The 25,632-nt window shown below is 47.5% G+C and carries 21 protein-coding genes; 4 read left to right on the top strand and 17 right to left on the bottom strand.

Going from position 1 to position 25,632, the window contains the following annotated elements:
- Positions 1 to 341: 341 nt before the first annotated feature.
- The 16 genes from ACN0R8_RS10805 to ACN0R8_RS10730 all read right to left on the bottom strand — a co-directional run bounded on the left by ACN0R8_RS10805 (position 342) and on the right by ACN0R8_RS10730 (position 18,850).
- A complete protein-coding gene (locus tag ACN0R8_RS10805) occupies positions 342 to 1,508 on the bottom strand; it encodes a flagellin (protein WP_417597270.1) in 1,167 nt (388 codons plus the stop codon).
- Between the two features lie 375 nt (positions 1,509 to 1,883).
- Positions 1,884 to 3,167 carry a flagellar hook-associated protein FlgL gene (gene flgL, locus ACN0R8_RS10800; protein WP_417597268.1) on the bottom strand — a complete coding sequence of 428 codons (1,284 nt, stop codon included), beginning with the start codon at positions 3,165 to 3,167 and terminating at the stop codon, positions 1,884 to 1,886.
- Between the two features lie 5 nt (positions 3,168 to 3,172).
- Entirely contained in the window at positions 3,173 to 5,365 is a 2,193-nt protein-coding gene (gene flgK, locus ACN0R8_RS10795; protein WP_417597266.1) for a flagellar hook-associated protein FlgK, read from the bottom strand.
- A 72-nt stretch (positions 5,366 to 5,437) separates the two neighbouring features.
- Positions 5,438 to 6,433: a flagellar assembly peptidoglycan hydrolase FlgJ gene (gene flgJ / locus ACN0R8_RS10790; RefSeq protein ID WP_417597264.1), complete on the bottom strand. Its 996-nt coding sequence runs from the start codon at positions 6,431 to 6,433 to the stop codon at positions 5,438 to 5,440.
- 149 nt (positions 6,434 to 6,582) lie between these two features.
- Complete coding sequence (locus ACN0R8_RS10785; protein WP_417597262.1) at positions 6,583 to 7,668, bottom strand: flagellar basal body P-ring protein FlgI; 1,086 nt, start codon at positions 7,666 to 7,668, stop codon at positions 6,583 to 6,585.
- 12 nt (positions 7,669 to 7,680) lie between these two features.
- Positions 7,681 to 8,343 (bottom strand): flagellar basal body L-ring protein FlgH, encoded by a 663-nt coding sequence (gene flgH, locus ACN0R8_RS10780; protein ID WP_417597260.1) that lies wholly within the window; start codon positions 8,341 to 8,343, stop codon positions 7,681 to 7,683.
- Between the two features lie 64 nt (positions 8,344 to 8,407).
- Positions 8,408 to 9,193 carry a flagellar basal-body rod protein FlgG gene (flgG, locus tag ACN0R8_RS10775; RefSeq protein WP_417597259.1) on the bottom strand — a complete coding sequence of 262 codons (786 nt, stop codon included), beginning with the start codon at positions 9,191 to 9,193 and terminating at the stop codon, positions 8,408 to 8,410.
- A gap of 25 nt (positions 9,194 to 9,218) precedes the next feature.
- Complete coding sequence (locus ACN0R8_RS10770; RefSeq protein ID WP_417597257.1) at positions 9,219 to 9,959, bottom strand: flagellar basal body rod protein FlgF; 741 nt, start codon at positions 9,957 to 9,959, stop codon at positions 9,219 to 9,221.
- Between the two features lie 233 nt (positions 9,960 to 10,192).
- Entirely contained in the window at positions 10,193 to 12,271 is a 2,079-nt protein-coding gene (locus tag ACN0R8_RS10765; RefSeq protein ID WP_417597255.1) for a flagellar hook-basal body complex protein, read from the bottom strand.
- Between the two features lie 25 nt (positions 12,272 to 12,296).
- Positions 12,297 to 13,004 (bottom strand): flagellar hook assembly protein FlgD, encoded by a 708-nt coding sequence (locus ACN0R8_RS10760; protein ID WP_417597253.1) that lies wholly within the window; start codon positions 13,002 to 13,004, stop codon positions 12,297 to 12,299.
- Positions 13,005 to 13,019: 15 nt separating this feature from the next.
- Complete coding sequence (gene flgC, locus ACN0R8_RS10755; RefSeq protein ID WP_077243044.1) at positions 13,020 to 13,472, bottom strand: flagellar basal body rod protein FlgC; 453 nt, start codon at positions 13,470 to 13,472, stop codon at positions 13,020 to 13,022.
- A 2-nt stretch (positions 13,473 to 13,474) separates the two neighbouring features.
- Positions 13,475 to 13,876 carry a flagellar basal body rod protein FlgB gene (flgB, locus tag ACN0R8_RS10750; protein ID WP_417597251.1) on the bottom strand — a complete coding sequence of 134 codons (402 nt, stop codon included), beginning with the start codon at positions 13,874 to 13,876 and terminating at the stop codon, positions 13,475 to 13,477.
- A 211-nt stretch (positions 13,877 to 14,087) separates the two neighbouring features.
- Complete coding sequence (locus tag ACN0R8_RS10745; RefSeq protein WP_417597249.1) at positions 14,088 to 15,245, bottom strand: acyl-CoA dehydrogenase family protein; 1,158 nt, start codon at positions 15,243 to 15,245, stop codon at positions 14,088 to 14,090.
- A gap of 47 nt (positions 15,246 to 15,292) precedes the next feature.
- Positions 15,293 to 16,054, bottom strand: coding sequence for a 3-hydroxyacyl-CoA dehydrogenase (locus tag ACN0R8_RS10740; RefSeq protein WP_417597247.1), 762 nt, complete (start codon positions 16,052 to 16,054; stop codon positions 15,293 to 15,295).
- Between the two features lie 177 nt (positions 16,055 to 16,231).
- Positions 16,232 to 17,938: an AMP-binding protein gene (locus ACN0R8_RS10735; protein WP_417597245.1), complete on the bottom strand. Its 1,707-nt coding sequence runs from the start codon at positions 17,936 to 17,938 to the stop codon at positions 16,232 to 16,234.
- A 342-nt stretch (positions 17,939 to 18,280) separates the two neighbouring features.
- Positions 18,281 to 18,850 carry a TetR/AcrR family transcriptional regulator gene (locus ACN0R8_RS10730; protein WP_417597243.1) on the bottom strand — a complete coding sequence of 190 codons (570 nt, stop codon included), beginning with the start codon at positions 18,848 to 18,850 and terminating at the stop codon, positions 18,281 to 18,283.
- 142 nt (positions 18,851 to 18,992) lie between these two features.
- On the opposite strand from ACN0R8_RS10730, the gene ACN0R8_RS10725 reads away from it, so the two are divergent.
- Positions 18,993 to 20,174: an acetyl-CoA C-acyltransferase gene (locus tag ACN0R8_RS10725; RefSeq protein ID WP_417597241.1), complete on the top strand. Its 1,182-nt coding sequence runs from the start codon at positions 18,993 to 18,995 to the stop codon at positions 20,172 to 20,174.
- A gap of 107 nt (positions 20,175 to 20,281) precedes the next feature.
- Here ACN0R8_RS10725 and ACN0R8_RS10720 read toward each other — a convergent pair whose 3' ends face one another.
- A complete protein-coding gene (locus ACN0R8_RS10720) occupies positions 20,282 to 22,216 on the bottom strand; it encodes a methyl-accepting chemotaxis protein (protein WP_417597239.1) in 1,935 nt (644 codons plus the stop codon).
- Between the two features lie 382 nt (positions 22,217 to 22,598).
- Between ACN0R8_RS10720 and ACN0R8_RS10715 the strand changes: the two genes are divergently transcribed.
- The 3 genes from ACN0R8_RS10715 (at position 22,599) to ACN0R8_RS10705 (ending at position 25,549) form a co-directional block, all read left to right on the top strand.
- Positions 22,599 to 23,207, top strand: a complete 609-nt coding sequence (locus ACN0R8_RS10715; RefSeq protein WP_417597237.1) for a hypothetical protein — start codon at positions 22,599 to 22,601, stop codon at positions 23,205 to 23,207.
- A gap of 70 nt (positions 23,208 to 23,277) precedes the next feature.
- Entirely contained in the window at positions 23,278 to 24,015 is a 738-nt protein-coding gene (locus ACN0R8_RS10710) for an MBL fold metallo-hydrolase (RefSeq protein WP_417597235.1), read from the top strand.
- A 337-nt stretch (positions 24,016 to 24,352) separates the two neighbouring features.
- Positions 24,353 to 25,549 (top strand): aromatic amino acid transaminase, encoded by a 1,197-nt coding sequence (locus ACN0R8_RS10705; RefSeq protein WP_417597233.1) that lies wholly within the window; start codon positions 24,353 to 24,355, stop codon positions 25,547 to 25,549.
- Positions 25,550 to 25,632 lie beyond the last annotated feature (83 nt).

The following is a 25,632-nucleotide window of genomic DNA, read 5'->3' as shown; positions in this document are numbered from 1 at the left end:
GAAGACAGCTTCTCAAAAGAGCTGTTCATGCGATCCGTTACGTTAGACAGGTTTTTCTGACCGTTCAGTGCAGAAACGTTAGTATTTACATATAAAGCCATGGGTATCACCTTAAACTTCTATTATAAGTCTGTACGCTATGCGGCATATAACGCTGTACATCCGCCACATTAACTTTGTGATATCTATTATCGGCCCCCCTAAAAGAAGCTTTAGTATTTTTTATTTTGGCATAAAAAAACCCTGACTCATAAGAGTCAGGGTTTTAATTCAGGCTACAGGCAAAAATTTGCCGCAAAAATACCAACCTTTTCCGTCGGCAGCTAGCCTGTTTAGAAAGATTAACCCAGCAGGGTCAATGCAGTCTGCGGCAACTGGTTTGCCTGGGACAAAATAGTCGTTGATGCTTGCTGAATAATCTGATTACGGGTCAGCTCAGCAGTTTCCGCAGCAAAGTCAGTATCCCGAATGCGCGAACGGGAATCAGAAACGTTTACTACAGCTGTGGTGTTATTACGAACCACAGAAGTCAGACCATTCTGCTCCGCACCTAACTTAGCACGCTGCTTATCAACCTGAGTAATCAGATTGCTCATAGAGTCCAGCAGAGTATCCGTTGCAAAAGCGTGAATGGTATGCAACTCATCACCTGTCAAGACATCTGACCCAGTTCCTGTCAGCCCCATAAAGCCGAGAGCAGCACTAACCGTGGATAGAGTAGTAAAACCACCACTACCATCAGCTTCCTGAGTCAGAATCTTCGTTAACTCATCAATTTTGATCGTTGCAGTACCACGCTCCCCAAGGTTATTAGCCGCAGAAACATTAGCTCGTGGACCAACAATAGCGCTGGCTGCCGCAGCAATATCCGACTCACCGGTAACAGCCATATAAGCGCCAACAATCTCACCCAGAGTACCGTACTGAGACAAGCCGTTGGCGCTCATCGCAGACAGAACGCCCGAGATACCTTCGTCAGTTAATACACTACCAAACAATGCCGTCAGCTTAGCATTACCGGTTGTAATGGTATCCTGCTCACCCGCATGGGCACCGGTTTGGATCTGGAAACCCGCATCAGGAGAGTCTTCATTCAGCAGCTTTTGCGTGCCATAGGAAGTACGCTCTGCAATACCATTATTAACATCTAACAGTTTGGCAAATTCCTGGCCAAGTGCATCGCGGTCTTCAGAGGCTAAAGTCCGGTTACCGCCTTGTACCACTAGCTGACGCATACGCTGAACGTTATTAGTAACCTCACCAAGAGCGCCCTCAGCAATCTGAGCAATGGAAATACCATCATTAGCATTTCGTGTAGCCTGCTCCAGACCAATCACCTGAGTGGTCAGACGGTCTGAAATCTGAAGACCTGCCGCATCATCCTTTGCACTGTTGATACGGCTACCGGAAGACAGTTTCTCAAAAGAGCTGTTCATCCGTGCAGTAACATCACTCAGATTCTTCTGACCATTCAGTGCGGCCACGTTAGTATTTACAAATAGAGCCATATTCAGTCCCTTCCGTTTTTTCAGGTATTGGACACGCAGCTTTAAAAAGCCGCAAATCAATTTAATGTCAGGCGCAGCTACCTGCGGTAAAACGCCTGAGCTTGCCTTGCAAATATAAAAGCAAACTACGTGCCAACTAAAAAATCATTATAAATCAATAGTTTATGTATGGCATGATTGGCACAAGCAAATAAATAGTGCTTTTAATATGAGTCAGGCGGCAAAACCGGACAACCAGAGGGAAATAGTTAGCCGGTATAGATGCAAAAAGGCCGCTCATTTGAGCGGCCCTATTAAAGTCAAACAGTTCGTCCGACATACATAAACCCGTAAACATGTTCTTTAAACAGAATATAGGTTTATCCGAATCAGATGCTAACTAATATAGTTAAATAAACTCATCGTTGCGGTCTTACTGAAAGTCTGCTGAGATGCCTGCAAAGCTGTTTGCTCAAGAATAAATTGGCCAAGAGCTTCAGCGTAATCCAAGTCTTCCAGGTTACTCACCTGTTCCTTCAGGTAAAGCTCAACATTGTCATTATTGCCACCGATTGCATCAATACTGTTACGACGGGTACCATGCTCTGTGCGGGCAACTTCTACACTGTTCAGCCAACTATCCAGATCATTAAGTGATGATGCCAGCATATCTGCGTCTTTTTCTGCGCCGGTAAAGCCCTCTAGGGTTTCAGCCAGCCGCTGCATACCTGTCAGCATATCCTGCTTTTCGTTGTTCACGCGCAGGGTGAAACTATCACCAGTAACAGGCGCCTGGTCAGCAGGTGCAGGAGGAGAAACAGGCAATGCAAGAGCCAAGTTGCCTGTTGAGGCATCCGCACCACTATTCAGATAGCTCGCTAATGCTTCCAGTGTATTTGCCGTACCCGCAGCAGGAGCTGAAAGATCAATAACACTTCCCGTTGGACCAGTCACAATAATCTCTGGTGGAGTCACAGCATCATTTGTGATCTCAATCTCATAATCACCGATTTGATTTCCATTAAGAAATGCCTGAGATCCTGTGGCAGCAATATCACCAGTACTTGTATTGGAATCAGATGGGTAACTCGTAATAGGGCTTTCAGCAAATAGAGCTGAGTCAATATCCTCGAAGATCTCTTTGCCGGTCATATTTAGCGGCGTGCGCACACTGTCTGAAATCTGAACATCACGTTCTTTAGCATCCCCCTGATATTCATAACTGCCATCAGTTTGCTTGGCGAAAGGAGCTGTATCTACCTTACTACCAGAAAAAATATAATTACCTTGCTCATCCTTGGTATTAACCAGCTTTTCCAGCTGATAAGTAATTTCCCGCATCTCAAGGCCGATGGTTTTACGACCATCATCGCCCAGAGTGTCGTTGTTCGCCTGAATCATTAACTGACGAGCACGCTGCAATCGGTTATGAATGGTATCCAAAGTTGACTCACTGATTTGCAGACTTTTCTCAGCATAATCAATATTTTTGCCATACTGTTCAATATTCGCCAGCTTATTTTTAGCATTAAATGCCAAAGTACTTGCAACAGGATCATCCGAAGGCGTCAGCACACGCTTACCCGTGCCCAGCTGCTGAGACGTATTAAACATATCCGTCTGCTTTTTCAGAATACTGTTGGTGTTGCTATGGTTGATCAAAGAAGTTGAAACACGCATTTTAATTATCTCCCTACAGCACTAATCAGTGTTGAGAACAACTGCTGAGAAACTGCAATCAACTGAGCCGAGGCATTATAAGCCTGCTGAAATTTTACAAGATTTGCCGCTTCTTCATCCAGGTTAACGCCAGCCACACTTTCCCGCAGCGACACGCTTTGCTCCAAAATAGCCGCGCCGGACTCAGCATTAATATTTGCCTCTGCTGTCTGAATACCCACAAACTCAACGGTGTTAGCATAAGCATCTTGATAGGTTACTTTGCCATCATCGATAACACCTTCAGACTGAAGATCCGAGATAGCAGCACCGTTGGTGTTATCACCAAAGCCATCACGGTTAAACTCAACCAGAACTGCATCGCCATTCGCGGGTATCCCTCCAAGGTCCATCTTGAATCCCCAGGTATCCGGAATAACGTTCTGCGTCTTGCCTAACTCGAATGCATCGGCACCTGTTGCAGAGTACAAAACGGTACCTGTGCTTGCATCTACAATGTCATATTCCATTGAAGTATCACCGGCTGCATAGGTACTACCCGGATCAAAGTCAATTTTAATACCATCTGGTAGATCAGATACAGTTGGTACAGCACCACTATCATAAAAGCGTAGCTGGCCATCTTTCTGGTCAAAGAAAACACTTGGGTCTGCAGGGGTGCCCAAACTGGTAACAATAGAACCTGTGTTTGATGTTTTGAATGTCTCCGTAACTGCACGGGAAGCAACTTCAATGGAGCCTGTGTTATAGGAAGCAGTCGTCGCCCGCATAGGCGAAGCTAAGGCAATTTCATCGCCATCCGTAATCTCACGTCGGATATCCTGAGCACCATTGCGGGTGGGTGAGATAGTGAAATCATCGCCCTGATACACCTTATTAGAGGCTGATGCTGGTAGCTTAAGTCGCACACCATCCACTTCAACCCGTATAGTCGGATCTTTCAAGTCAGCCATGGTAACAACAGATTTGTTAACCGTAGTGCCAGAGGCATCGGTGTACTGAAAGCGCAATGCATTACCATCAGAGTCACGTAAACTGAAAGTGGCATTGGCCGGGTTGGCATCATCACCCGCAGACAGTGCTGACAAACGATAGTCCTGATTTGTCAGCTGGCTTGAGTCCACAATCTCAACCTGAAGGCCTAGGCTGCCGTTCCGGTTATTATCTTGGTAGGGCGTCACACGCTCTTCCATCAGCTCACGTTCATTCACGTCCCGGAAGAAGTTGCCGCCAATCTCATTATTGAGGTTCATCCCCAGTTTATGCTGGTCATTGAATGTCTCAGAAATAGTAATCGCCAACCGACCCAGCTCATTCACAGCGGGGGTTAGAACTTCTTCTCTGAACCGAAGCAAGCCGCCCATCTCTCCACCTGTGATCAGCTCAGTGATCATCTTATCGCCTTCTTTCGGGTCAGAATAGAAGACATCCAGCTCTCTTTGCTCAGCACGCCCTGGGGCAGCTTTCAGCGTAAAAGATTCTTGATTAATGACCAAAGGAAAGCCGTCACCAATGAATACAGATACAGTGCCATCAGCAACATCTGTGGTCTTAACACCAACATATTCGCTCAGCTCACGAAGTTTTTCATCACGCATATCCATCAGATCATTCGGCGGTAAACCACCTGTTCGGCCACTGGCTGACGCGATCTCTTTGTTAAGCTCAGCGATCGCTGTAGAAATGCGGTTGATATCCTGAATATTCGTTGACAACTGAGTATTCAGGTTATCGCTGGTATTTTCATAGCGGTCATCAATCAGGTTGAAACGCTCAACCAGGGTACTCGCTTCAGACATCACCAGACTACGCAGAGGTTGCGAGTCAGGTTCATCATTAAGGGATTCCATGGCAGCAAAAAATTCATTCAGGGCAGCACCAGGGCTTGAAGATGTGTCCGATAAAAGGTTATCCAACTCCTTGGCATAACCCAGAACAGTCTCATACTCTTTAGCAAGACTGGTATCATTGCGCACCTGCTGGGTTAAAAAAGCTTCGGAGATACGACGCACTGTTGTGGTCATAGCCCCCATCCCGTAATAGCCTTCACCCGTCGCAAAGGCCGGCGCTGTTTGCTGAACGGCCTGTTGGCGGCTATATCCAGGGGTATCAACATTGGCAATATTATGCCCGGTGGTGTTCAACGCATTTTGATGAACATGCGCCCCCGAGTAACCCAGTTTAAGAAGATCTGACATAGTTCTGCTCCAAGATTAAGCCCTGCGCTCAGCATGGCTGGCAAAGTCCTTAACACGTTGAATAACCCGGCATCATCCCTGGCTATTTTGATCATTTTTAGCAGCAAGCGTCATATTGCTGCTATTGATAATACGTTGAATTTTCTGGGCATAAGCCGGGTCCGTTGCATAACCTGCGTCCTGTAGTCCTTTGGTGAACAGAACAGGATCAGAAGCACGCTTAAGGGCCTCGGTGTAACGCGGATTACTCTGCAGAAAATTCGCATAATCTTTAAGGCTTTCTTCATAGCTGCCGTAGGCACGAAAAGCAGCCTGCTCCCGCTGAGCGACACCCCCTCGGTACTCTAAGGTAGAAACAACGGCAGACTCACCATCCCAGCGACTATCAGCTTTAATACCAAACAGATTAAAGCTGTTTTTACCTGATTCATCACGAATCATGTAGCGTCCCCAGCCTGTTTCCAGTGCAGCCTGGGACAGCATCACTTTAGGATCAAGCCCCAGAGCTTTCGCCGCTTTTTCTGCGGCGGGGTATAAGGATGTTATGAAGTCCTGTGGTGAATCAAAGCCCTGCTCTACTCTGTTAGCTTCCGCAAGGGCTGCTTTTTCTTCAGCACGCTCAGCAGCAAACTTATCACGCCAGCTCTGCATCAACGCAGGATCATAACGACTGGCCGGGAAGCGACTGCCGCGATCAAGCATATCCTGAACCGATTTAGGATTACGGGTCTCATCGGCCTCAGTTTCCAGGCCGTAGTCTTTACTTAACTGGCGAACAAGTACGTCAGCCAAACCGAAAGTACCACCCTCGGTAACGGTGACCGCCATCTGTTCATCAAACATCTGTTGATAAAAACGGACCTGTTCACTATCAAAAATACCGTCTTTGGAAAGCAGTTCATTGGACTGACGAGCATTTTTCATAATCATCTGAACCATCATGGCTTCAAATTGACGAGCAACCTCTTTCAGAGCCTCAGGGTCATCCTCCCGCGCACCCTTACGCAAGGATTCTAAACCCTGCACATCGGTAACGACTCTGGCCTGATCGTATTTGCTGTTAATCATGCTGATACCCTTCCACTGTTGCTCGTCACATCTATTCCACTAAGAAGGTTACTCTTCAACCTCCACACCGGCTCAACCAGCAAAGTACTTTGCCGGTTTTATACCCAATAACAGTTAGAGCAAAGTATATGCCACAAAAACAAAAGACTTTAAATAACAACCAGATCAGCTTTCAGAGCACCGGCCTGCTTTAAAGCTTCAAGTATTGCCATCAGATCACCGGGGGCAGCGCCAACCTGATTTACCGCCCGAACAATCTCATCAAGAGTTACACCTGGGGCAAATTTAAACATCGTCGAATCATCCTGACGAATATCAATGGCAGTACTTTCCTGAACCGCCGTTTCTCCATCGGCAAGCGGGTTTGGCTGCACAACTTCCGGCGCTTCCTGAATGGTAACCGTCAGACTACCATGGGTAACCGCCGCAGGAGCTACCCGTACATTTTGACCAATGACAATGGTACCGGTGCGGGAGTTAATAATAATTTTGGCCGCTGCTTCGCCAGGCTGAACTTCAAGGTTCTCCAGAACAGAGAGATAGCTCACTCGCTGAGAAGGGTCACGAGGCGCACGAACACGAATAGAAACTGCATCATAGGCCTGAGCAACATTGTCACCCAATAGATCATTCACTCGTTCAGCAACACGTTTCGCTGTTGTAAAATCCGGACGATGCAGGTTAAACGTAATGCTGTCGCCACCGTAAAAGTTATGAACAACAGCCCGCTCCACAGTGGCCCCATTAGGAATCCGTCCTACGCTGGGTACATTAACCTGAATTCGTGAGCCATCAGCACCTTCTGCACCTAAGCCGCCAACCACAAGGCTACCCTGAGCCACAGCATAGGTATTACCATCCGCACCCTTAAGGGGGGTCATTAACAGTGTACCGCCGCGCAAGCTATCGGCATTACCAATGGAGCTTACCGTCACATCAATACGTTGACCCGGCTTGGTAAAAGGAGGCAATTCTGCATGAATGGTAACAGCGGCAATGTTTTCTGACTTAGGGTCAACACCAGCCGGCAATGTGATGCCGAACTGACTCATCATGTTGGCAAAGGTCTGGTTAGTGAACGGTGCTTTATCACCTGTCCCACTCAAACCAACAATCAGACCATAACCAATCAACTGATTTGTTCTAACCCCATCAACATTCGTGATATCTTTCAGACGGTCAGCATGGGCAAGAGAGGCCATCAGTACAAAAGCAATAGAAAGTAAAATACGCATGGACACAAGCTCCTAGAAAGGCCACCAGCTGCTATTAAAGAATCGGGTCAACCACCCCTGACGCGTTGAGTCCGCCAGGTCACCGGTACCACTATAGGTTAAACGCGCATCTGCCATCTTTGTTGACATCGCTGTATTCTCAGGAGATACATCTTCCGGCCGCAGCAAGCCGCTTACACGAATAACTTCGGAGCCATTGGTCAGATTCAACCACTTCTCACCCTTTACCAGCATCAGTCCATTTGGGTAGATCTGATGTACCGTCACGGTGATACTACCTTCAAGGCTATTACTCTGCCCTGTAGAACCCTTTCCGGAAAAAGAGGTGTCGTTTTCAATATTTGTCGCCAGATTCAGGGGCTGCTGACCGAGAATCGTTGGATTCACCAGCTCAACATCGGTTGACTTTGACAGTGATGAATTTGTCGACTTATTGGAGCTGGTCGTCTCTGTCAGCAAAATAGTAATGACATCACCCACACGATAAGCCTTGCGGTCTCCGTACAGTGTCATGCTGTAATTCTGCTGATAAAGCGAGCCATTCGCTGCCGGAGGTGGCGCAATATGGCTTGGCTGAACAGGAGCGTAAAAGGGATCGTCAGGCTTCACCATCCCTTCTTTGGACTGACAACCTGCCAAAACCAAGGCCAATACAAGTCCTGCAACACGTTTCATATTAAACACCACCCTCAACTCTCTACTATCGACCTTAACTATCAACTGAGCTAAACCTTAAAAATTATAAGGTTTGAGTCAGGTTACGCAGCATGCCATCTGCGGCAGATACTACTTTTGAGTTCATCTCATAAGCACGCTGGGTCGAAATCATATTAACCAGCTCTTCAACAGCATTAACATTTGAGTTTTCAAGCATGCCTTGCTCTGTTGAAGCCAAACCATCCTCATTCGGCACACCAACAATTGGAGCCCCGGATGCTGCCGTTTCTTTGAACAGGTTGCCGCCTATAGACTGCAAACCGGTCGGGTTAACGAAATCAGCAATAGTAATCTGGCCAACTTCATCCTCTTCAGGCTGCCCTGGCAGTTTTACAGAAACGATACCATCCTGACTGATACTGACCGACTGAGTATCTTCAGGAATCTCTATCACAGGCTCCAGAAGAAAGCCGGTAGCCGTTACCATCTGCCCCTCAGCATTCACCTGAAACTGGCCATTACGGGTATAGCTCAGCGTACCATCAGGCATCTGGATCTGGAAAAAACCCCTGCCATCCAAAGCCATATCAAGAGGTGCTTCAGTGACCTGCAGGCTGCTGGCTGTATGCATTTTCTGCGTAGCAACAGTCCGCACACCAGTACCCAGCTGCAGCCCGGATGGCAGCTGAGTATTCAAAGAGGATTGAGCGCCCGGCTGACGCACTTGCTGATACAGAAGATCTTGAAAGATCGCCCGTTCTTTCTTGAAACCAACCGTACTCACATTCGCCAGGTTATTAGAAATGGTACGCAGTTGAGTATCCTGTGCACTTAAACCTGTTTTACTTACCCATAAAGCTGCATGCATTGTCTTGTCCTCAATTCGGTTTTAGTTAGCTCATGCGCATAACAGAAGCGGCCGCAGCCGAGTTTTCATCAACGGTCTTCATCATTTTGGTCTGCATCTCGTACTGACGCGTTAATGAAAGAATACTAATCAGCTCCTGAGCCGCATTGACATTACTTGATTCAAGGAAGCCGGATTCTACTGTCACAAAGGCATCAGCTTCAGCTGGCTCACCTGAGCGCAAACGCATCAGGCCATCCAAGCCTTTTTCCATCTGTTGTTTATCCGGATTAACCAACTTAATACGATCCACCTGAACCAGCTCATTCGCTTCGGCTCCCTGAGCCTGAACAGAGATAACCCCATCCACACCAATCTCAATATGAGACGCAGGGGGAATCACAACCGGACCACCTTCACCCATTACCGGAAGACCTTTTCCGGTGCGCAGAATCCCATTTGGGTCAACAACCATCTCACCTGATCGTGTATAAGCTTCATCGCCGATATTAGACTGCACCGCAATCCAGCCATCCCCCTGAATAGCAATATCCAGAGCACGGTCAGTCTGAATAAAAGCACCGCTTTGCATATCTGTAGCGGGACGCTCTGTCAGAGCATAAACACGGGTTGGAAAATGCTCACCAAATACCGGCATAGCCCGTGACTGTTCAAAATCAGCCTTAAAGCCCGTTGTATTAGCATTGGCCAGATTATTTGCCCGAGCCGTTTGTGCCATCATGTTATGTTTGGCACCGGTCATCGCAATATAAAGCGCTTTATCCATAGTGAGTTACCTCATTATTATCCATTTGACTAAGCGTCATGGGACAACATCAATAGGGTGAGCCTTTGCCGCTTTTTCTTCTCTGCACTCTGTTTGAGGCACCAAAAACGGCAAAGGGCTTACAATTACCTAAGTAAATGCAAACCCTATGCCAGAAGTGACTTTCATGAGATCAAACAGAGAAAATAAAAAAGCCTCTCCGGAGAGAGGCTTATAAAGTTATGAAACGCTGCTTATCGCAGGTTGATAATAGTCTGCGTCAACGTATCGGCTGTTTGCAGAGTCTTGGCATTTGCCTGGTAATCACGCTGAGCAATAATCATCTCAACCAGCTCTTCTGAAAGATCAACATTTGAATCTTCAAGAGCTTTAGACGTAATGTTACCGGCAATACCTACACCCGGAGCATTAACAACCGGATCACCGGATTTAGTGGACTCAGCCCACATGGTGCCGCCAACAGGGGTCAGGCCTTGCTGATTACGGAAGTTAGCCAAGGCAACCTGTCCCACCAGCTTAGTCTGGCTGTTGGTATAACTGGCAATAATTATCCCTTCATCATCAATATCCAGCCCCGCCAATTCACCTGTCGCATAACCATCCTGAGCAAGAGAGTTTGCTCCAAAAGAGCCCGCAAACTGGGTAGTCCCGGTCAGATCAATCTCAAAGACCTGAGGCGAATCAGCACCAGTAAAGATACCCAGACTATCTTTAGGTTCCCAGTCTTTGATCGCCATGGTTTTCAACGGCTCATCCAGATCCCCAAACTCCGTAAAATTAAAGGAGAAATAATCCGGCGTATTCACGTTATCATCAGTAACTGTTTCACCGTCTACCGTGACGTGCATATGCCAGCGGTTATCTGCAGCCTCAGATTCCAGCCCTGCCATGACTTTTATCATGGACTCCTGCGCAGCATTAGGATCTGACCAGTCCTTCTCAATATCCTGCAGTACATTAAGAGCTAACTGATAAACACCAGCAACCTCTGTTCCGACATACTTATCACGCTCTGCCTCCAACGCACTAACGACCTCGTTGTATCGGTCTTCATAATCAGATGCCAGCGCCGGAACAGGCACGTTGGTAGAATTAATCTCTGCAGTTAAAGGGTCAGCAGGAGCGACAAGCGTTGTCATCACGGCTATTCTTAAATCACCGGTAACGGTATCAATACCCGCATAAGCTTTCTGCCCATCGCCAATCACACCGGCAAGCTCCTCCAAAGCACCGGTAAAGACTGTCCCAGTGACCTCCGTAGGAACTGTTGGCAAGTAGTCATCAAGAGCTTTATACGCCTCTTCATAGAACTCTTTTGTGCGCCCATCCTCGGTATCCACGAGATCTGAAAGAGCCTGCTTAATCGCTTTCAAACGGTCAGCCAAATCAGTCCGCTCAGCAACTGTAGCACCGGCAGGCGCAGCTGTAGCAAACTCCGGGTCAGCAAGAACATCGACCGAGACACCATTCAGAATAGCCGCAATATCAGCATCCAGAGTACCATCACCGACATCATCAGGAGCGCCAATAGTACCATCAGCATCCCCTGGGAAAACATCAGTCTCATCGGTAAGAGGGCTATAGGAACCCGGTGCAACCGAACCTGCACCACCATGACGAGCCGCACCGATAAGAGTTTGTATCGCACGGGTTGGCTCACCGTATTCAGGCAGATAAGGCGGCTGCTTGACGAAGTACTGGGTCATCGTATGAGAGTTACCCAGGGTGTCATAAATGACCGACGGATACAGATGGGTATAGGTATCTGAATCATTCGGGTCAAAAATATAGTTAGTAGGCGCATCTGCACGGGAGTCCAGATTGAATGCAACGTCAATTTCAGAGGTCGCATTCGGCGAGATATTCGCCTGCGGGATAAAGATATCGTCAATAGCCCCGACAGCAATACCATCACCATTGGCATTGGCAGGGTATCCCTGAAGCTTGTAATCCGTATTGGTTACAACATAACCATTTTTATCTACACCAAACATACCTGCCCGGGTGTAGTTGATCTCACCGTTACCCGCCTCAACAACAAAGAAACCGTTACCATCAATCGCCATATCAAGGCTTCTCTGGGTAAAAGACGTCCCCCCCTGAGAAAACTGCTGCGAGATATTAGTAACCTGCACACCATTCCCTGTCTGGTTTGATGTGGACCCCATACCCGATGTTGCGTAAACATCCGCAAACTCTGCACGGGATTTTTTAAAACCAACTGTACTGGCGTTAGCAATGTTATTACCAACGGTATTCAGGTGTTTTTTAGCCGCTGACAGGCCAGAAATACCAAGACTGAATGTGCTCATAATCCTTAATCCTTACTTTCTAAATTTAGAAAAATTCATTCACTTCGCTTAATGCAATCGAACCTTTACCGGCAAGGTTTAGCCACACTTCACCGCCATTAGCGATAGTGACACTGTTCACATTAGCGTTGGTATAGGTTGTAAGAGACAGTGCCTGACCATTAATCTCAGCACTTGAAATCACCTGATACAAACCTGGTTCGGCTGGCTCACCATTATCCATGACGCCATCCCATTCGAAATCAATCTGACCTTCAGAAAAAACACCTGATTCATTACGGTACTGGCTGGTATCAACCGTCTTCAGTACCTGGCCATTATTATCCACAATCTTCATATCAAGGTTATTTGCTGTAGAAGACAGGAAAACACTTCCAGTGAAATTCTCACCTTCAACCAAATTACCGATATTCGATTGAATCTGAACTTTTCGCCCCACCAAAGCAGAAGCCTGCAGTGCCTGAGAGGACTGTAGCGAAGTGATGAAACCTTCAGTTACGGTGTTCAGGTTCTGAATACCCTCAACCATAGAAAGCTGAGATAGCTGAGCCATATATTCAGCATTACCCTGAGGCTCCAGCGGGTCCTGATTATTCATTTGTGCAATCATGAGTTTCATAAACTCATCTTTACCCATCTCATTACTTTTAGCTGCGCTAGCTGCTGCTTCGGCCTGTTTAACAGCATCAATGCTGTTATTTGCCCAAAATTCACTATTCGTATTTATCGCCATGATCCGCTACCTCGCTTACTGGCCTAACGTCAGAACACGCTGCATCATCGTCTTTGCAGTATTCATGACTTCAACATTGGTTTGAAATGAGCGAGAGGCAGACAGCATATCCGCCATCTCTTCCACAACATTAACGTTAGGGTAGAACACATAACCTTCTTCATTAGCCATCGGATGATCTGGCTCAAAACGGCGCTGAAGCGGGGCATCACTTTCCACAATCCCGCGAACTAAAACACCTTCACCCGCGCTATCTCTGGGATCGAAACTGGTTACCGGATTCCCCAACTCGCCCTGCTTATAATTCTCCAGCATAGGAGCAAAAACTGCCTTACGGGCCCGGTAAGTCTCATCAACACTACTGCTGACACTCTGCGCGTTCGCCATATTACTGGCAGTGGTATTCAGACGAAGCGTCTGAGCACTCATTCCGCTACCCGCGATATTAAAAACCTTACCTAAAGACATAATTATTCACTCCTCAGCGCTTTACTTAACCCTTTGAACTTGCTGTTCAAAAAGGTAAAGCTTGACTGAAATTCAAGAGAGTTACGGGCATATTGTGCCTGCTCAATATCAGTTTCTACCGTATTACCATCAACAGCAGGCTGAGTCGGAATCCGATATTTCAGCGAGCTTTCTGTAGCAACGGCTTCAGCAGGAATATGACGCGCATTAGTACGATTCAGCTCCATACGATCCCGACTCTCATACTCACCACGCAGAATCCCTTTAAAATCCAGATCCCGCGCTTTAAAACCCGGCGTATCCGAGTTTGCGATATTGTTCGCCAGAATCTCAGAGCGCTCCGTACGAACACGAAGTGCATCGGGATGAATACCCAGAGCGTTTTTAAAACTGATTGCGGTCATAGCTTGCCCTACCTGTTTTCTTTGCCAAACATAGATACAAACATCATGCCAAATAAAAAAAATCCTTTAAAAACAATTGCATATAAAAAAATAAAGACTTAAAAACAGATTTTATTTTTTAAAAAGGAAGAGTATTGCCGCTTTTTTTCAGGCACAAAAAAACCGCCCGAAGGCGGTTTTTACAGGTAATATTTTGAAGAGAATCAGAAAATCAATTTAGCTCCTTCAAAATCTCCCTTGCGATAATCACGCGCTGAATCTCGCTGGTACCTTCATAAATTGAAGTTACACGAGCATCCCTTGCGAATCGCTCCAGAGGGTATTCTTTAACGTAGCCATTCCCCCCCATCAACTGCAGAGCGCTGTAACAGGCAGTGTTGGCTTTTTCCGTGGCGTAGAGTTTGGCCATTGAGGCTTCTTTGGCAAAAGAAAGCCCTTGTTCCTTTTTCCAGGCCGCGTTCATCAGCAACAAACGCGCGGCTTCTAATTCGGTATAATGATCAGCCATCATCCATTGCAGGCCCTGGAAACTTGCCAGAGGCTTGCCAAATTGCTCGCGTTCTTTAGTGTAACGAGCCGCATAATCCATGGCTGCACTTCCGATACCCAGCGCCAGCGACCCGATACCAATACGCCCTCCAGCAAGCTCAGCAACAGCAATACGAAAGCCGTCATTCAGTTTACCCATCATGGCAGAATCCGGCACACGACAGTTATCGAACAGCACCTCATTGGTGGCAGAGGCCTTCTGCCCCATCTTATCTTCTGCTTTGCTGATCTTTACACCGGGATTATCAGCATCAACCAAAAAGCAGGAGATGCCCTTACCTTTAGGCGCATCTTTATCGGTCACCGCCCATACGACAAATACACCGGCATACTCAGCGCTACTGATCCACTGCTTGGCACCATTGATGATCCAGTCACCACCATCTTTCACTGCACTGGCACGCATACCGGAAGGATCAGAACCAGCATTCGCCTCGCTTAAACAGAAGCTTCCGGCAGCAAATTCACCGCTGCAGATTTTAGGGATATATTTCTGACGCTGCTCTTCATTGCCTACTTCCTGAATCACTTCGGCCACCATATTGGTTACCGACATGGTGACAGCGGTGGAAGCACAAGCTCGGGCAATTTCTGTCATGGCGACACTAAATGCAATCACACCTGCTTCAGAGCCACCATATTCCGCTTTTACATTCAGCCCCATAAACCCCAGCTCTGAAAGCTTTTTCAGGTTGGATAACAGAGCCTCTCTATTGCCAGTCTGATCCAGCTCTGCAGCCACCGGCTCCAGTTCTGTTTCGGCGAATTTACGCGCCATATCCTGAATCATCTGCTGCTCTTCGGTTAATGCCATCTGCATCGCGGTCTTCCTCAATTCTTCAAATTAAGCGGCATATTCAATATGGTTTAAACCATACGAATGGCACCATCCAAGCGGATCACCTCACCGTTTAGCATGGTGTTTTCAATAATATGGCAGGCCATTGCGGCAAACTCTGCAGGCTTGCCTAAGCGTTTAGGGAAAGGTACTGAGTTGCCTAAAGCTTCAACGGCTTCGTCGGGGATATCGCTCATCATCGGCGTTTCAAATACGCCCGGCGCCAGCGTCATCACCCGGATACCATGACGGGAGAGCTCACGGGCTAAAGGCAATGCCATGCCAGCAACACCCGCTTTAGATGAGGAGTAAGAAGCCTGGCCAACCTGACCATCAAAGGCAGCAATAGAGGCTGTATTAATAATGATACCGCGCTCGTTATCCGCCAGAGGCTCGTTTTTAGCCATAGCCTGAGCAGCCAGCCGGTTCACATTAAACGTACCCACTAAGTTGATATTCACACCTTTAGCAAACAGCTCAAGAGAAGCTGGATTCAGGTCACGATCCAATAGTTTTTGTACAACAACAATACCAGCACAATGTACGACGCCATGCAGAGCGCCATATGACTCAACGGCCAAATTAACGGCATTTTGTACATCCTCTTCCGAGGTAATATCGGTAGCAATAAAGCTTGCGGCCTGACCCAGCTCCGCTGCCAGCTCGACACCCGCCTTATTGATATCTGCCAGCACAACATTGGCACCTTGTTTGACAAGGCTTCGGGTAGTTGCTTCACCTAAGCCTGAAGCAGCGCCGGTGACCAGAAAGGTTTTTCCTGAAATTTGCATGGAGTTTCTCTCACGTTTGCGCTACCACGCCGAGCATGGGAGCGAGTTGACTCTTAATGGGCTACCACGTTCTGCGTGGTAGCCAAAATAATTTTTCTTTGCCGCTATAACGTGTCGGGCTAAAGCCCGACCTAAAAAACGATGAATCGTAAAAGTTACGAGCCATAAAGCTATAAGCTATGCAGTTGCTGCCTCATCTGCTGCTTTTTTACGCAGGATAAAGCGCTGAATCTTGCCGCTTGGAGTCTTAGGCAGCTCATCAACAAACTCGATTTCCCGCGGAAATGCATGGGTCGACAGACGCTCACGAACCAGGTTCTGGATATCCTGCACCAGTTCAGCCGAAGGCTCATAACCATCGCGCAGCACAACAAAAGATTTGATGATATGGCCACGTTTAGCATCAGGTTTACCCACCGCAGCACTTTCTGCCACAGCCTCATGCTCCAGTACTGTACCTTCGACATCAGCTGGCCCGACGCGATAGCCTGCAGTGGTAATAATGTCATCATCTCGACCACTGAACTGGAAACAACCATCACGGTTCTCAAATACCATGTCGCCGGTCAGATAGTATTTTCCATGGAAGGGTTTCTTTTCCTGCCAGGTATAACCCTGAAAGAAAAATGCCGGTGAATTTTCCATATCCACTGCAAACTGCCCTTCTTCACCGGCACTGACTTCATTGTAGTCAGCATCCAGAGCCACTACCCGGTAACCTGGCAGAGCGTAGCCCATCGCACCAATGTGCATATTATGTTCAAGCGCGTGATGGTTACAGCAGGTCATGCCGGTCTCAGTCTGGCCATAGTGATCCATAACCGGACAACCCAGAACATCGCTCACCCAGTTAACAACCTCTGGGCTTAGCGGCTCACCGGCAGAGCTGGCACGGCGTAGTAACAGCTTAGGTTTCATCTCATTATGAGCATCACTTGCCATCATCATCCGGTAAGCAGTCGGTGCCGCCGCAAGGTTCGTAATCTGGTATTTTTCCAGCATCTCGTAGGTGTTTTCGGTGGTAAAACCTGCCTCATTAAAGTGGGTGGCAACCCCCGAACATAATGGGCCAGTAATCGCGTAGTACAAGCCATAAGCCCAACCCGGATCAGCCACATTCCAGTACTTATCATCTTGCTCTAAACCGATGGCGTACTTCATATAAATATAGAAGCCCAGCAGCGCTTTTAACGGCACCGCAACGCCTTTCGATTTGCCGACAGTACCGGAGGTGAACATCTGCAAGAAGGGTTGATCAGCATTCAGAACAACAGGCTCAAACTGATTGCTTTGCGCTGCCATTATCGTAGCAAAATGCAGATCACCTTTAGTCTTAGCTTCTGCATCACTTCCGCAAACCTGAACAACAGTTGGCAGACCTTTTACCTGGTCAAACTTATGGCGATTAGCCGCATCAGTGACGACGACTTTTGCATCACACTGGGTGATACGATATTCAATCGCCTCATAGCCAAAGGCGGTAAATAGCGGTTGATAAACTGCACCGATACGCCATGTACCGAGCACCACAACCAAAAGGTCCACAGTGCGAGGAAGCATACAGGAGATACGGTCCCCTGCTTTTACACCCTGAGAGGCCAGAAAGTTTGCAAACTGAGCTGACTTAGCCTGCAGCTCAGCCCAGGTATGGGTCGAACTGGAACCATCAGCCGCTTCACAGAAAAGGCCAACCTCATCGCCACGTCCTGCCAGAACCTGTTTATCGCAGCACTCTATGCAAGCATTAAATCCCTCTTTGAGACTCCCAGTAAACTGAGCCTCAATTTGATCCATAGAAAAATCAGCCATAAAGGCGGCAAAATGCTGCTTCTCAGCAGCAGAAGTTGTCATAGGGTTTATTTTTTGATCTTTGTTAGCTGTCATGACGGATCTCCGAATATCCAATGCCTGATTATTTTTATTCGTGGCGGGCAACCGGTTTTTTTTATTTACAGATATCATTTCTTTTGAAAAAAATGACACCATCACAGTTTACGTAAACGTAAGCCAAACACTTCAAAAAAAGCGCTTAACTATTAACTAGCAAGCGCTCGGTTTTATAACAATTTAGCGATCCTGAAGCTGTCGCGCAAGCCCTTAAAATGCATTTTTCTGTTAAGTGGTGGATTAAAAGCCGTTCCCTGTTTTTATGCAGCACCTTATAAACACTGACAAGACTCTGATCTGCAAACAAAAACAGGCCGTTTCACTCCCTCATGCAAAGCCTTATCCCAGACCAATCAGCTCGCCTAAAGCCTGAGCAAGATCATCTGGTGTTTTCTCACCATCAGCGTCGTACCACTGAACCGTCCAGTTTAAGGCTCCCAGGGCAAAACGGCGAATCAGCGGCTGATCACCGTTGATCAGACCTGCCGCGACACAATCATCTATAACCTGTTGCCACAACTGCTCATAACGATCACGCATATCAATCAATACACTTAGAGATTCCCCTGTCAGGCTGCGCCATTCATACAGAGCAACAACATGGGCATTTCTGTCATTCAGCAAGGTGCTAAGATGCGCTCTGGCCAGCGCTTTAAAACGCTCTTTCGGCTGAGTAAGCCCTTCCAGCGCCTGATCCGCAATGGTCATGGCGCTTTCCATGCCATCCTGTATAACCGCACACAATATTTCCTGTTTGTCGTTAAAGTGATGAAAAAGACTGCCGGACTTAATGCCCATGGCATCAGCCAACATACGCACCGTTGTTCTTTCATAGCCCTGCTCACAGAACAGTCGAGCGGCGATGGCTACCAGTTCCTTGCGTCGTTTTGAATTATTAGTTAGAGTCATTTCAAATCTAGCGCTTGCTTGGTTTTTGGTTAATGGCTACCAAATTAACCACAATCCCCCTAAAGCGGTCAAATATTAGGGTGATAAAATCACAGAGCAATGCGCACCTGTCTCAGGTTCAATAACAAAAAGAGGTTCAAGCATGAAAGAAGATGCAGTGGTAATCGTTTCCGGGGCTCGTACCCCGATGGGTGGCATGATGGGTAGCCTGAGCTCTCTGACAGCACCTCAACTTGGCAGTGTTGCTATTGCCGATGCGATTGATCGCGCCAGCCTTAAGCCTGAAGACATTCAGGAAGTGATTATGGGCTGTGTTCTTCCGGCAAGTCTTGGGCAGGGGCCTGCCCGTCAGGCCATGATGGGTGCTGGTATCCCTGTTTCCACTGGTGCAACCACCGTCAATAAGCTGTGCGGTTCTGGTATGAAAGCCGCTATGCTGGCACATGACCTGATTAAAGCGGGCAGCAATGACATTATGGTTGCCGGTGGTATGGAAAGCATGAGTAATGCGCCTTACCTGATGACAAAGGCCCGTAGCGGTATGCGCCTCGGTCATGGTGAGGTCAAAGACCATATGTTCCTTGATGGCTTAGAAGATGCCCGCACCGGCAAACTGATGGGCGTATTTGCTCAGGAGATCGCCGATGATCGAGACTACACCCGTGAAGCGATGGATAACTTTGCCATTGCATCCCTTAAAAAAGCGATGGCTGCAATTGATAACGGCAAGCTGAAAGCTGAAACAGCTCCCGTCACCGTCACCAGCCGTAAAGGCGAAACCGTCATTGCCGATGATGAGCAACCCCATAACGCCAATATCGATAAAATTCCTTCTCTGCGACCTGCATTTACGAAGGACGGTACGGTAACAGCGGCTAACTCCAGCTCAATCTCAGATGGTGCATCTGCTCTGGTACTCATGCGTGAGTCCGAAGCTAAAAAGCGCGGCCTGAAGCCTATGGCGCGTTTTGTTGCCCATGCCACTCACTCGATGCAACCATCAGAATTTACCCTAGCGCCCATCGGCTCCATTGAGAAGGTTCTGGATAAGGCGGGCTGGTCGATTGAGGATGTAGATCTGTTTGAGATCAACGAAGCCTTTGCCATCGTCACCATGTTGGCGATTGACGGCCTTAACATCCCGGAAGAAAAGGTGAATATCTATGGTGGAGCCTGCGCTCAAGGCCACCCGATTGGCTCCACCGGCTCCCGTATTCTGGTTACTCTGATGCACGCCTTGCAACAGGAAGGCAAAAAACGTGGCATCGCTTCGCTCTGTATTGGCGGCGGCGAAGCAACGGCGGTGGCGGTTGAGTTACTCTAAGCTCTAGCTAGAATTTAACAAACTTCAGATTAAAGATAAAAAAAGCCGCTGCGTCCAATAAGAGAACGTAGCGGCATTTATAATGCTATTTCCAGATAAAACCAACGCTAAACTTTGAAACGCTCTACCTTCTGGTCCAGCTCGTTCACTAGAGACTCCAACTCTCTACTGGTTGCTGCGGCGTGGTCAACAACCTCAAAAGTCATCTTAGCTTCAGCTACAATCTGTTCCAGTGCACGCGTCATGCTCTGAGCACGAGATGACTGATCCGATGTCATATCCGTGATTTCTTCAAACATGCGATGCAAGTTATCCACAGAGGTACTGACTGTTGCCAGGCGCTCATCAGACTGACGCATCCCTTCAATACTGTTCCGGGCAATTTCACTGGCATTATTGATCGCCTGCACAGCTTTCTGAGTACCGGATTGAAGTTCACTGATCTGCTGCTCAATATCCTCTGTTGATTGCTGAGTCTTACTGGCCAGCATGCGAACCTCATCAGCAACAACTGCAAAGCCGCGGCCGGTCTCTCCTGCCCGGGCTGCTTCAATAGCGGCGTTTAACGCCAAAAGGTTGGTTTGTTCTGCAATAGACTTAATCATATCCAGCACATCACCAATCTGATCGCTTTGAGTCGCCAAACGGTTAATTACTTCCGCAGTATTCTCAACATCGGTTACCAAAACTTCAATATCATGGCGAACCTGCCGCGAAATCACTGAGCTCTGAGTCGTTTCCTCACGAATTCTATCAACGTTTTTAAGTGTTTCTGCAACACTTTCACTCTCCTCAGATACACTCTGGGCAATATACGCCACAGACGATGATGCATCAGAAGCGGCTCCCTGCTGTCTTTCGGTTGCCTCAGAAGCCTGTAGCGTGCCTTTATGCATCGTCGAAACGACATCAGTGGTATGACGGGATAACTGCTGTACATCATTGATGATGCTCTGTATCGCTCCCACAAAGTGATTCACTTTATCGGCCATCTCAGTAATTTCATCATTACCGGATACCTTAATCCTGCGGGTAAGGTCTCCTTCCCCGGCGGAAAGATCCTCCAGGGCATCGGTCAGCACATTAACCCGGCGTAATAAGCGAACAGAAAGCACAATCACCAGTACAACCACAAGTACGAGTGCACTGATCACTGACACCAAGGTCATATGAGTCACCAACTCATCAGAAGAGCTCTCAATGCTTTTGCCAATACTCTCCCGGGCTAAATCATTATTTCTTTGAATACTATCTAAGCGTTTCAGAAGCTCAGCGACAGATTGGACGCCGCCGCTACCAATACTCGCTTTTACTGAGGAAATGCTCTGATCAATCAGGGTATTGAAGCCTGACTCCATCTTTTCGGTTCCATGAATCACCGCATCACGGCTGACACCGATAACCAAGTGACCTATCACCGCACCATTCGGATTGATCGGCTGCTCAATTACAATCAAGCGCTCATGTTTTTTTGCCGCATCCACAACCCGACTCAGCGTATTATCGCCATCACCGGTCTTCATCAGCTCTTTAACCAGATCACTTTTTCGATTCAGGTAGCGAGTCAGACGTTCACCATAGCCGTCATAAAAACCGGCAAAAACCACATGCTCACTTTCATGTGCCATTTTCACGTATTGCGTTAACTGCGGTGTATCACGATCCCAGATCGCCTGAGGTGAAACAGCGGCCAGCAATACCGCCATATTCCGGGATGTCTCCATAAGCGAAGATTCAAGTAAAGCGACTGTCGACTGCTTTTCCTGCTCCAGTTGCAGCTGCAACTTTGCAGAAAGGTCATCGGAGACACTTTGCGTCATACGGGAGATCTGAGCCTGCACGCCTTCACTCGCAGCCTGGAGCTCATTAGAAACTTTGCCATTTTCAACACTCAGACGACTGCGAATATCCGAGATAAGGTTTTTACCACCAGAGGTAGTCAGAAAAATAGTCAGCAGGGTCTGTATACCTGCAAGAAAGATAATAGCGATGATTACCGGGCGCAGTAATCGACTATTTAATGCAAATGACTGCTTCGACATAACAGCACCTAATTTTAAAGCAACTTGTGGTTGCCTACCCTTTGGTCATATTATTTATGCCGTGGGCGTATTTATTATTTTTCTGAGCTTCAGATCTATAAAGCGTCAGACCCTGACAAAGAATAATACTTTCATCTCGCAATAAAAACCGCTTTATTGTGCTTTTAATCCAAAAAAACACTACTTTTTGCTGAAAAATCGATCAAAACCCACCGTTTCAATGAGAAGTCCGATAAGTGTTTCTCTACTTGCCCTCCTTATATTCACACACTTTTTTCATGCTCATTGCTGTAGCAAGTGGTTGTCATCTCTTGGCAGGCTCACCATAATTGAGCTAGTTTTAAGTCCTCATTTACCCATTAGTCTGTCCATGGTGTTTGCGATGCGATCCAGAAGTAAGAACAGTGCGCACTTTTTTATCAATGCCGCCACCGTTGCAGCAGAGTTGAGCGAAGTTCTCACCGAAGCAAAGAACATTTCTCTGGAAGCGATGAATGCAAAAGCATTAGTTGCTAGGGCTGGTGACAATGTCCGTACTTTTAAGCCTATCACTGATTTCATGGTTGAATTAGCAAACGACACCATTTGGCTGGTCAAGGAAATCAATCGGGAGGCACTGGTTTTATCCAGAACCTCCCTGAACGAGCTACACAGCTCTGATGCTAATATCCGTTTTGCCAAAGCCCAACAAAAAGCTTCAACAGCGCTTTATGTGGAAACCTTGGATCCGATGGCGAGAGAAGCGTCCAACCGGCACCACCAGCAAGCCGTTCAGTTAAAGCGCCATATGAGAAAGCTGTTCGAGCTGCTTGATGAGATTGAGTCCCGTATGCTGGCGGCAAACGTTGTCACGGCAACCTCCCGGCTTGAAGCTGCCACTGCAGCCGATAGCTACCAGGCAAGCCTTGAAGGTATTGTTGTTAAACTGGAAAAAGCCGCCAATCGAATTAAGCATATAGCAACCAAATGCCGACGCTCTCTGGAACGCTGAGGCAACAAATCACTCACATTTTTACGCGGCCCTTCTTTTGGGAAGCAATTAAAGTAAAACGGGTTCAAATATGAAAGTTGTAAAGCTTCACGAAGGACGTAGCCATGAGTGGTTGGTTTTTGGGCGGGATGAAGAGCGTCCGAGTAAAATCATTGATACAAACCAATATATGATCAAGACGGCTAACCACGCCATAATGCTCGACCCGGGTGGTATTGAATTATTTTCTGCTATGCTCGCGGCCGTTGTTCACCATGTTCCGGTTAACCAAATCACGCATTTATTTGCCTCTCATCAGGACCCGGATATCATCTCTTCTCTGGGGCTATGGGATAAAACACTCCCCCACGCCGAGCTTTACGCACCCTGGCTTTGGGAAGGCTTCCTGCGTCATTTTGGCTGCAACAGCATTCGCTACAATCCATTACCGGACGAAGGTAAAAGCATCCGGCTGGATGATATTGAGCTGCAGTTTGTTCCCGCGCACTACATGCATTCCTCCGGTAATTTCAGCGTGTATGACCCTCAGGCAAAAATTCTGATGAGCGGTGATATTGGTGCCGCACTTCTGCCTGACGGTGCTCCACTGTTTGTGGAAGACTTTGATGCTCATGTCGAGAAAATGCGCCTGTTTCACCAGCGTTGGATGCCATCTAATCGGGCAAAGAAGGATTGGGTTCGCCGTGTACGCCAGCTTGATATTGAATATATGGCACCTCAGCATGGAGCTATATTCAAAGGGCGCGATGTTCAGCGCTTCCTCGACTGGCTTGATGAGCTTGAAGTCGGTACAGGCATACACCAATAAGTCATGCAATGTGTGCTAAAAATGCCACCCAGGGCCCAGTGGACTAACAAAAGTCATTGGGCTTCACACTTAACCAATAATTTATCCGCCCTGACATCTGACCCGTAACTTTTTCCATACAGTTATTATGGTCTGAACAAGCTTGTCGTAAACCCTCACTCTTGCCGTATAAAATAGTTTACAGGCTTACTGGGTTTAACCCGCTTACCCGCATTACCCGGTAGCTAAAATCAATCGAAAAAGACGTTAGTATCAAGCTGTTATATTGAGCTGCCACTCCTGTGCTCATTGATCAAAACAAAAATATTGTTATATCCTTTCTTCTTTGGAGCCCTCCATGTTCGAAAATGTAAAAGCCATTCCCGGTGATGCCTTGCTGGCACTCATGATGGAATTCAAGAAAGACCCCACACCTGCAAAAATTGATCTTGGCGTTGGCGTATACAAGGATGATGCAGGCCTGACACCGATTCTCCCAGTCGTAAAAAAAGCAGAAGCACTGATTCTGAAAAACGAACAGAGCAAGGGCTATATCGGCCCGGCAGGAGCCCCTGAGTTAGCTCCACTACTGCAGTCTCTGATGCTGGGTGACAACCATACTCTAATCCGTGAAAAACGCATTGCCACTACTCAAACACCTGGCGGCACAGGTGCTCTTCGGGTAGCTGGCGACCTGATCAATGCACTGAACCCAAACGCAAAAATATGGGTAAGCGACCCCACATGGTCCAACCATTTCCACGTCTTCGCCGGTGCGGGTATTGAAGTACGTACTTATCCGTATTATGACGCTCAGCAAAACGCCCTGGCTTTTGACAATATGCTGGCTGCAATCCATGAAATACCATCCGGCGATGTGATTCTGCTCCACGCCAGTTGTCATAACCCAACAGGCATTGATCCGACTCTGGAGCAATGGCAACAGATCAGCGACCTTGTCGCTGAACGCTCTCTGCTACCGTTAATTGATTGCGCATACCAGGGCTTTGGCGACGGTTTAGAGGAAGATGTACAAGGTTTAAAACTGATTCTGGAAAAATCTCCCGAAGCTTTGATCACCACATCCTGTTCGAAAAATTTTGGCCTTTATAACGAACGTATCGGAGCCTTGAGCGTAGTCGCAGCCGAAGCTGAACATTGCAACAATGTCTTCTCCCAGGCGTGCAATTGCATTAGAGCGAACTATTCAAACCCTCCGGCCCACGGAGCAGCCATTGTGACCACCATCCTGTCTGATCAGGCTTTGCGCCAGCAGTGGGAGACCGAGTTATCAGAGATGCGTACCCGTATTCACCGCATGCGTACGGAGCTGGTTAAAAACCTGAGCGCTCTGTCCGAGGAACGTGACTTCAGTTTTATCGCAGGGCAAAAAGGGATGTTTTCATATTCGGGGCTGAGCAGAGACGAAGTAAAATACCTGAAGGACAAGTACGCCATCTACGCAGTCGATTCAGGCCGAATCAATATTGCCGGCATTAATGATGGCAATCTTGAAAGACTGAGCCAGGCGATTGCCGAGGCCATCGACCGTTAAGCGGGCCACTTAATAACAAAGATCTCAACCGAGCTTATAGGGACTGCAAATCATCAGCGGTCTCTATACTTGCTTCTGATACC

The organism is Oceanospirillum sp. (assembly GCF_048265165.1).
In the GTDB taxonomy this organism is placed as follows: domain Bacteria; phylum Pseudomonadota; class Gammaproteobacteria; order Pseudomonadales; family Halomonadaceae; genus Oceanospirillum.
This window is presented reverse-complemented; position numbering and strand designations above follow the sequence as displayed.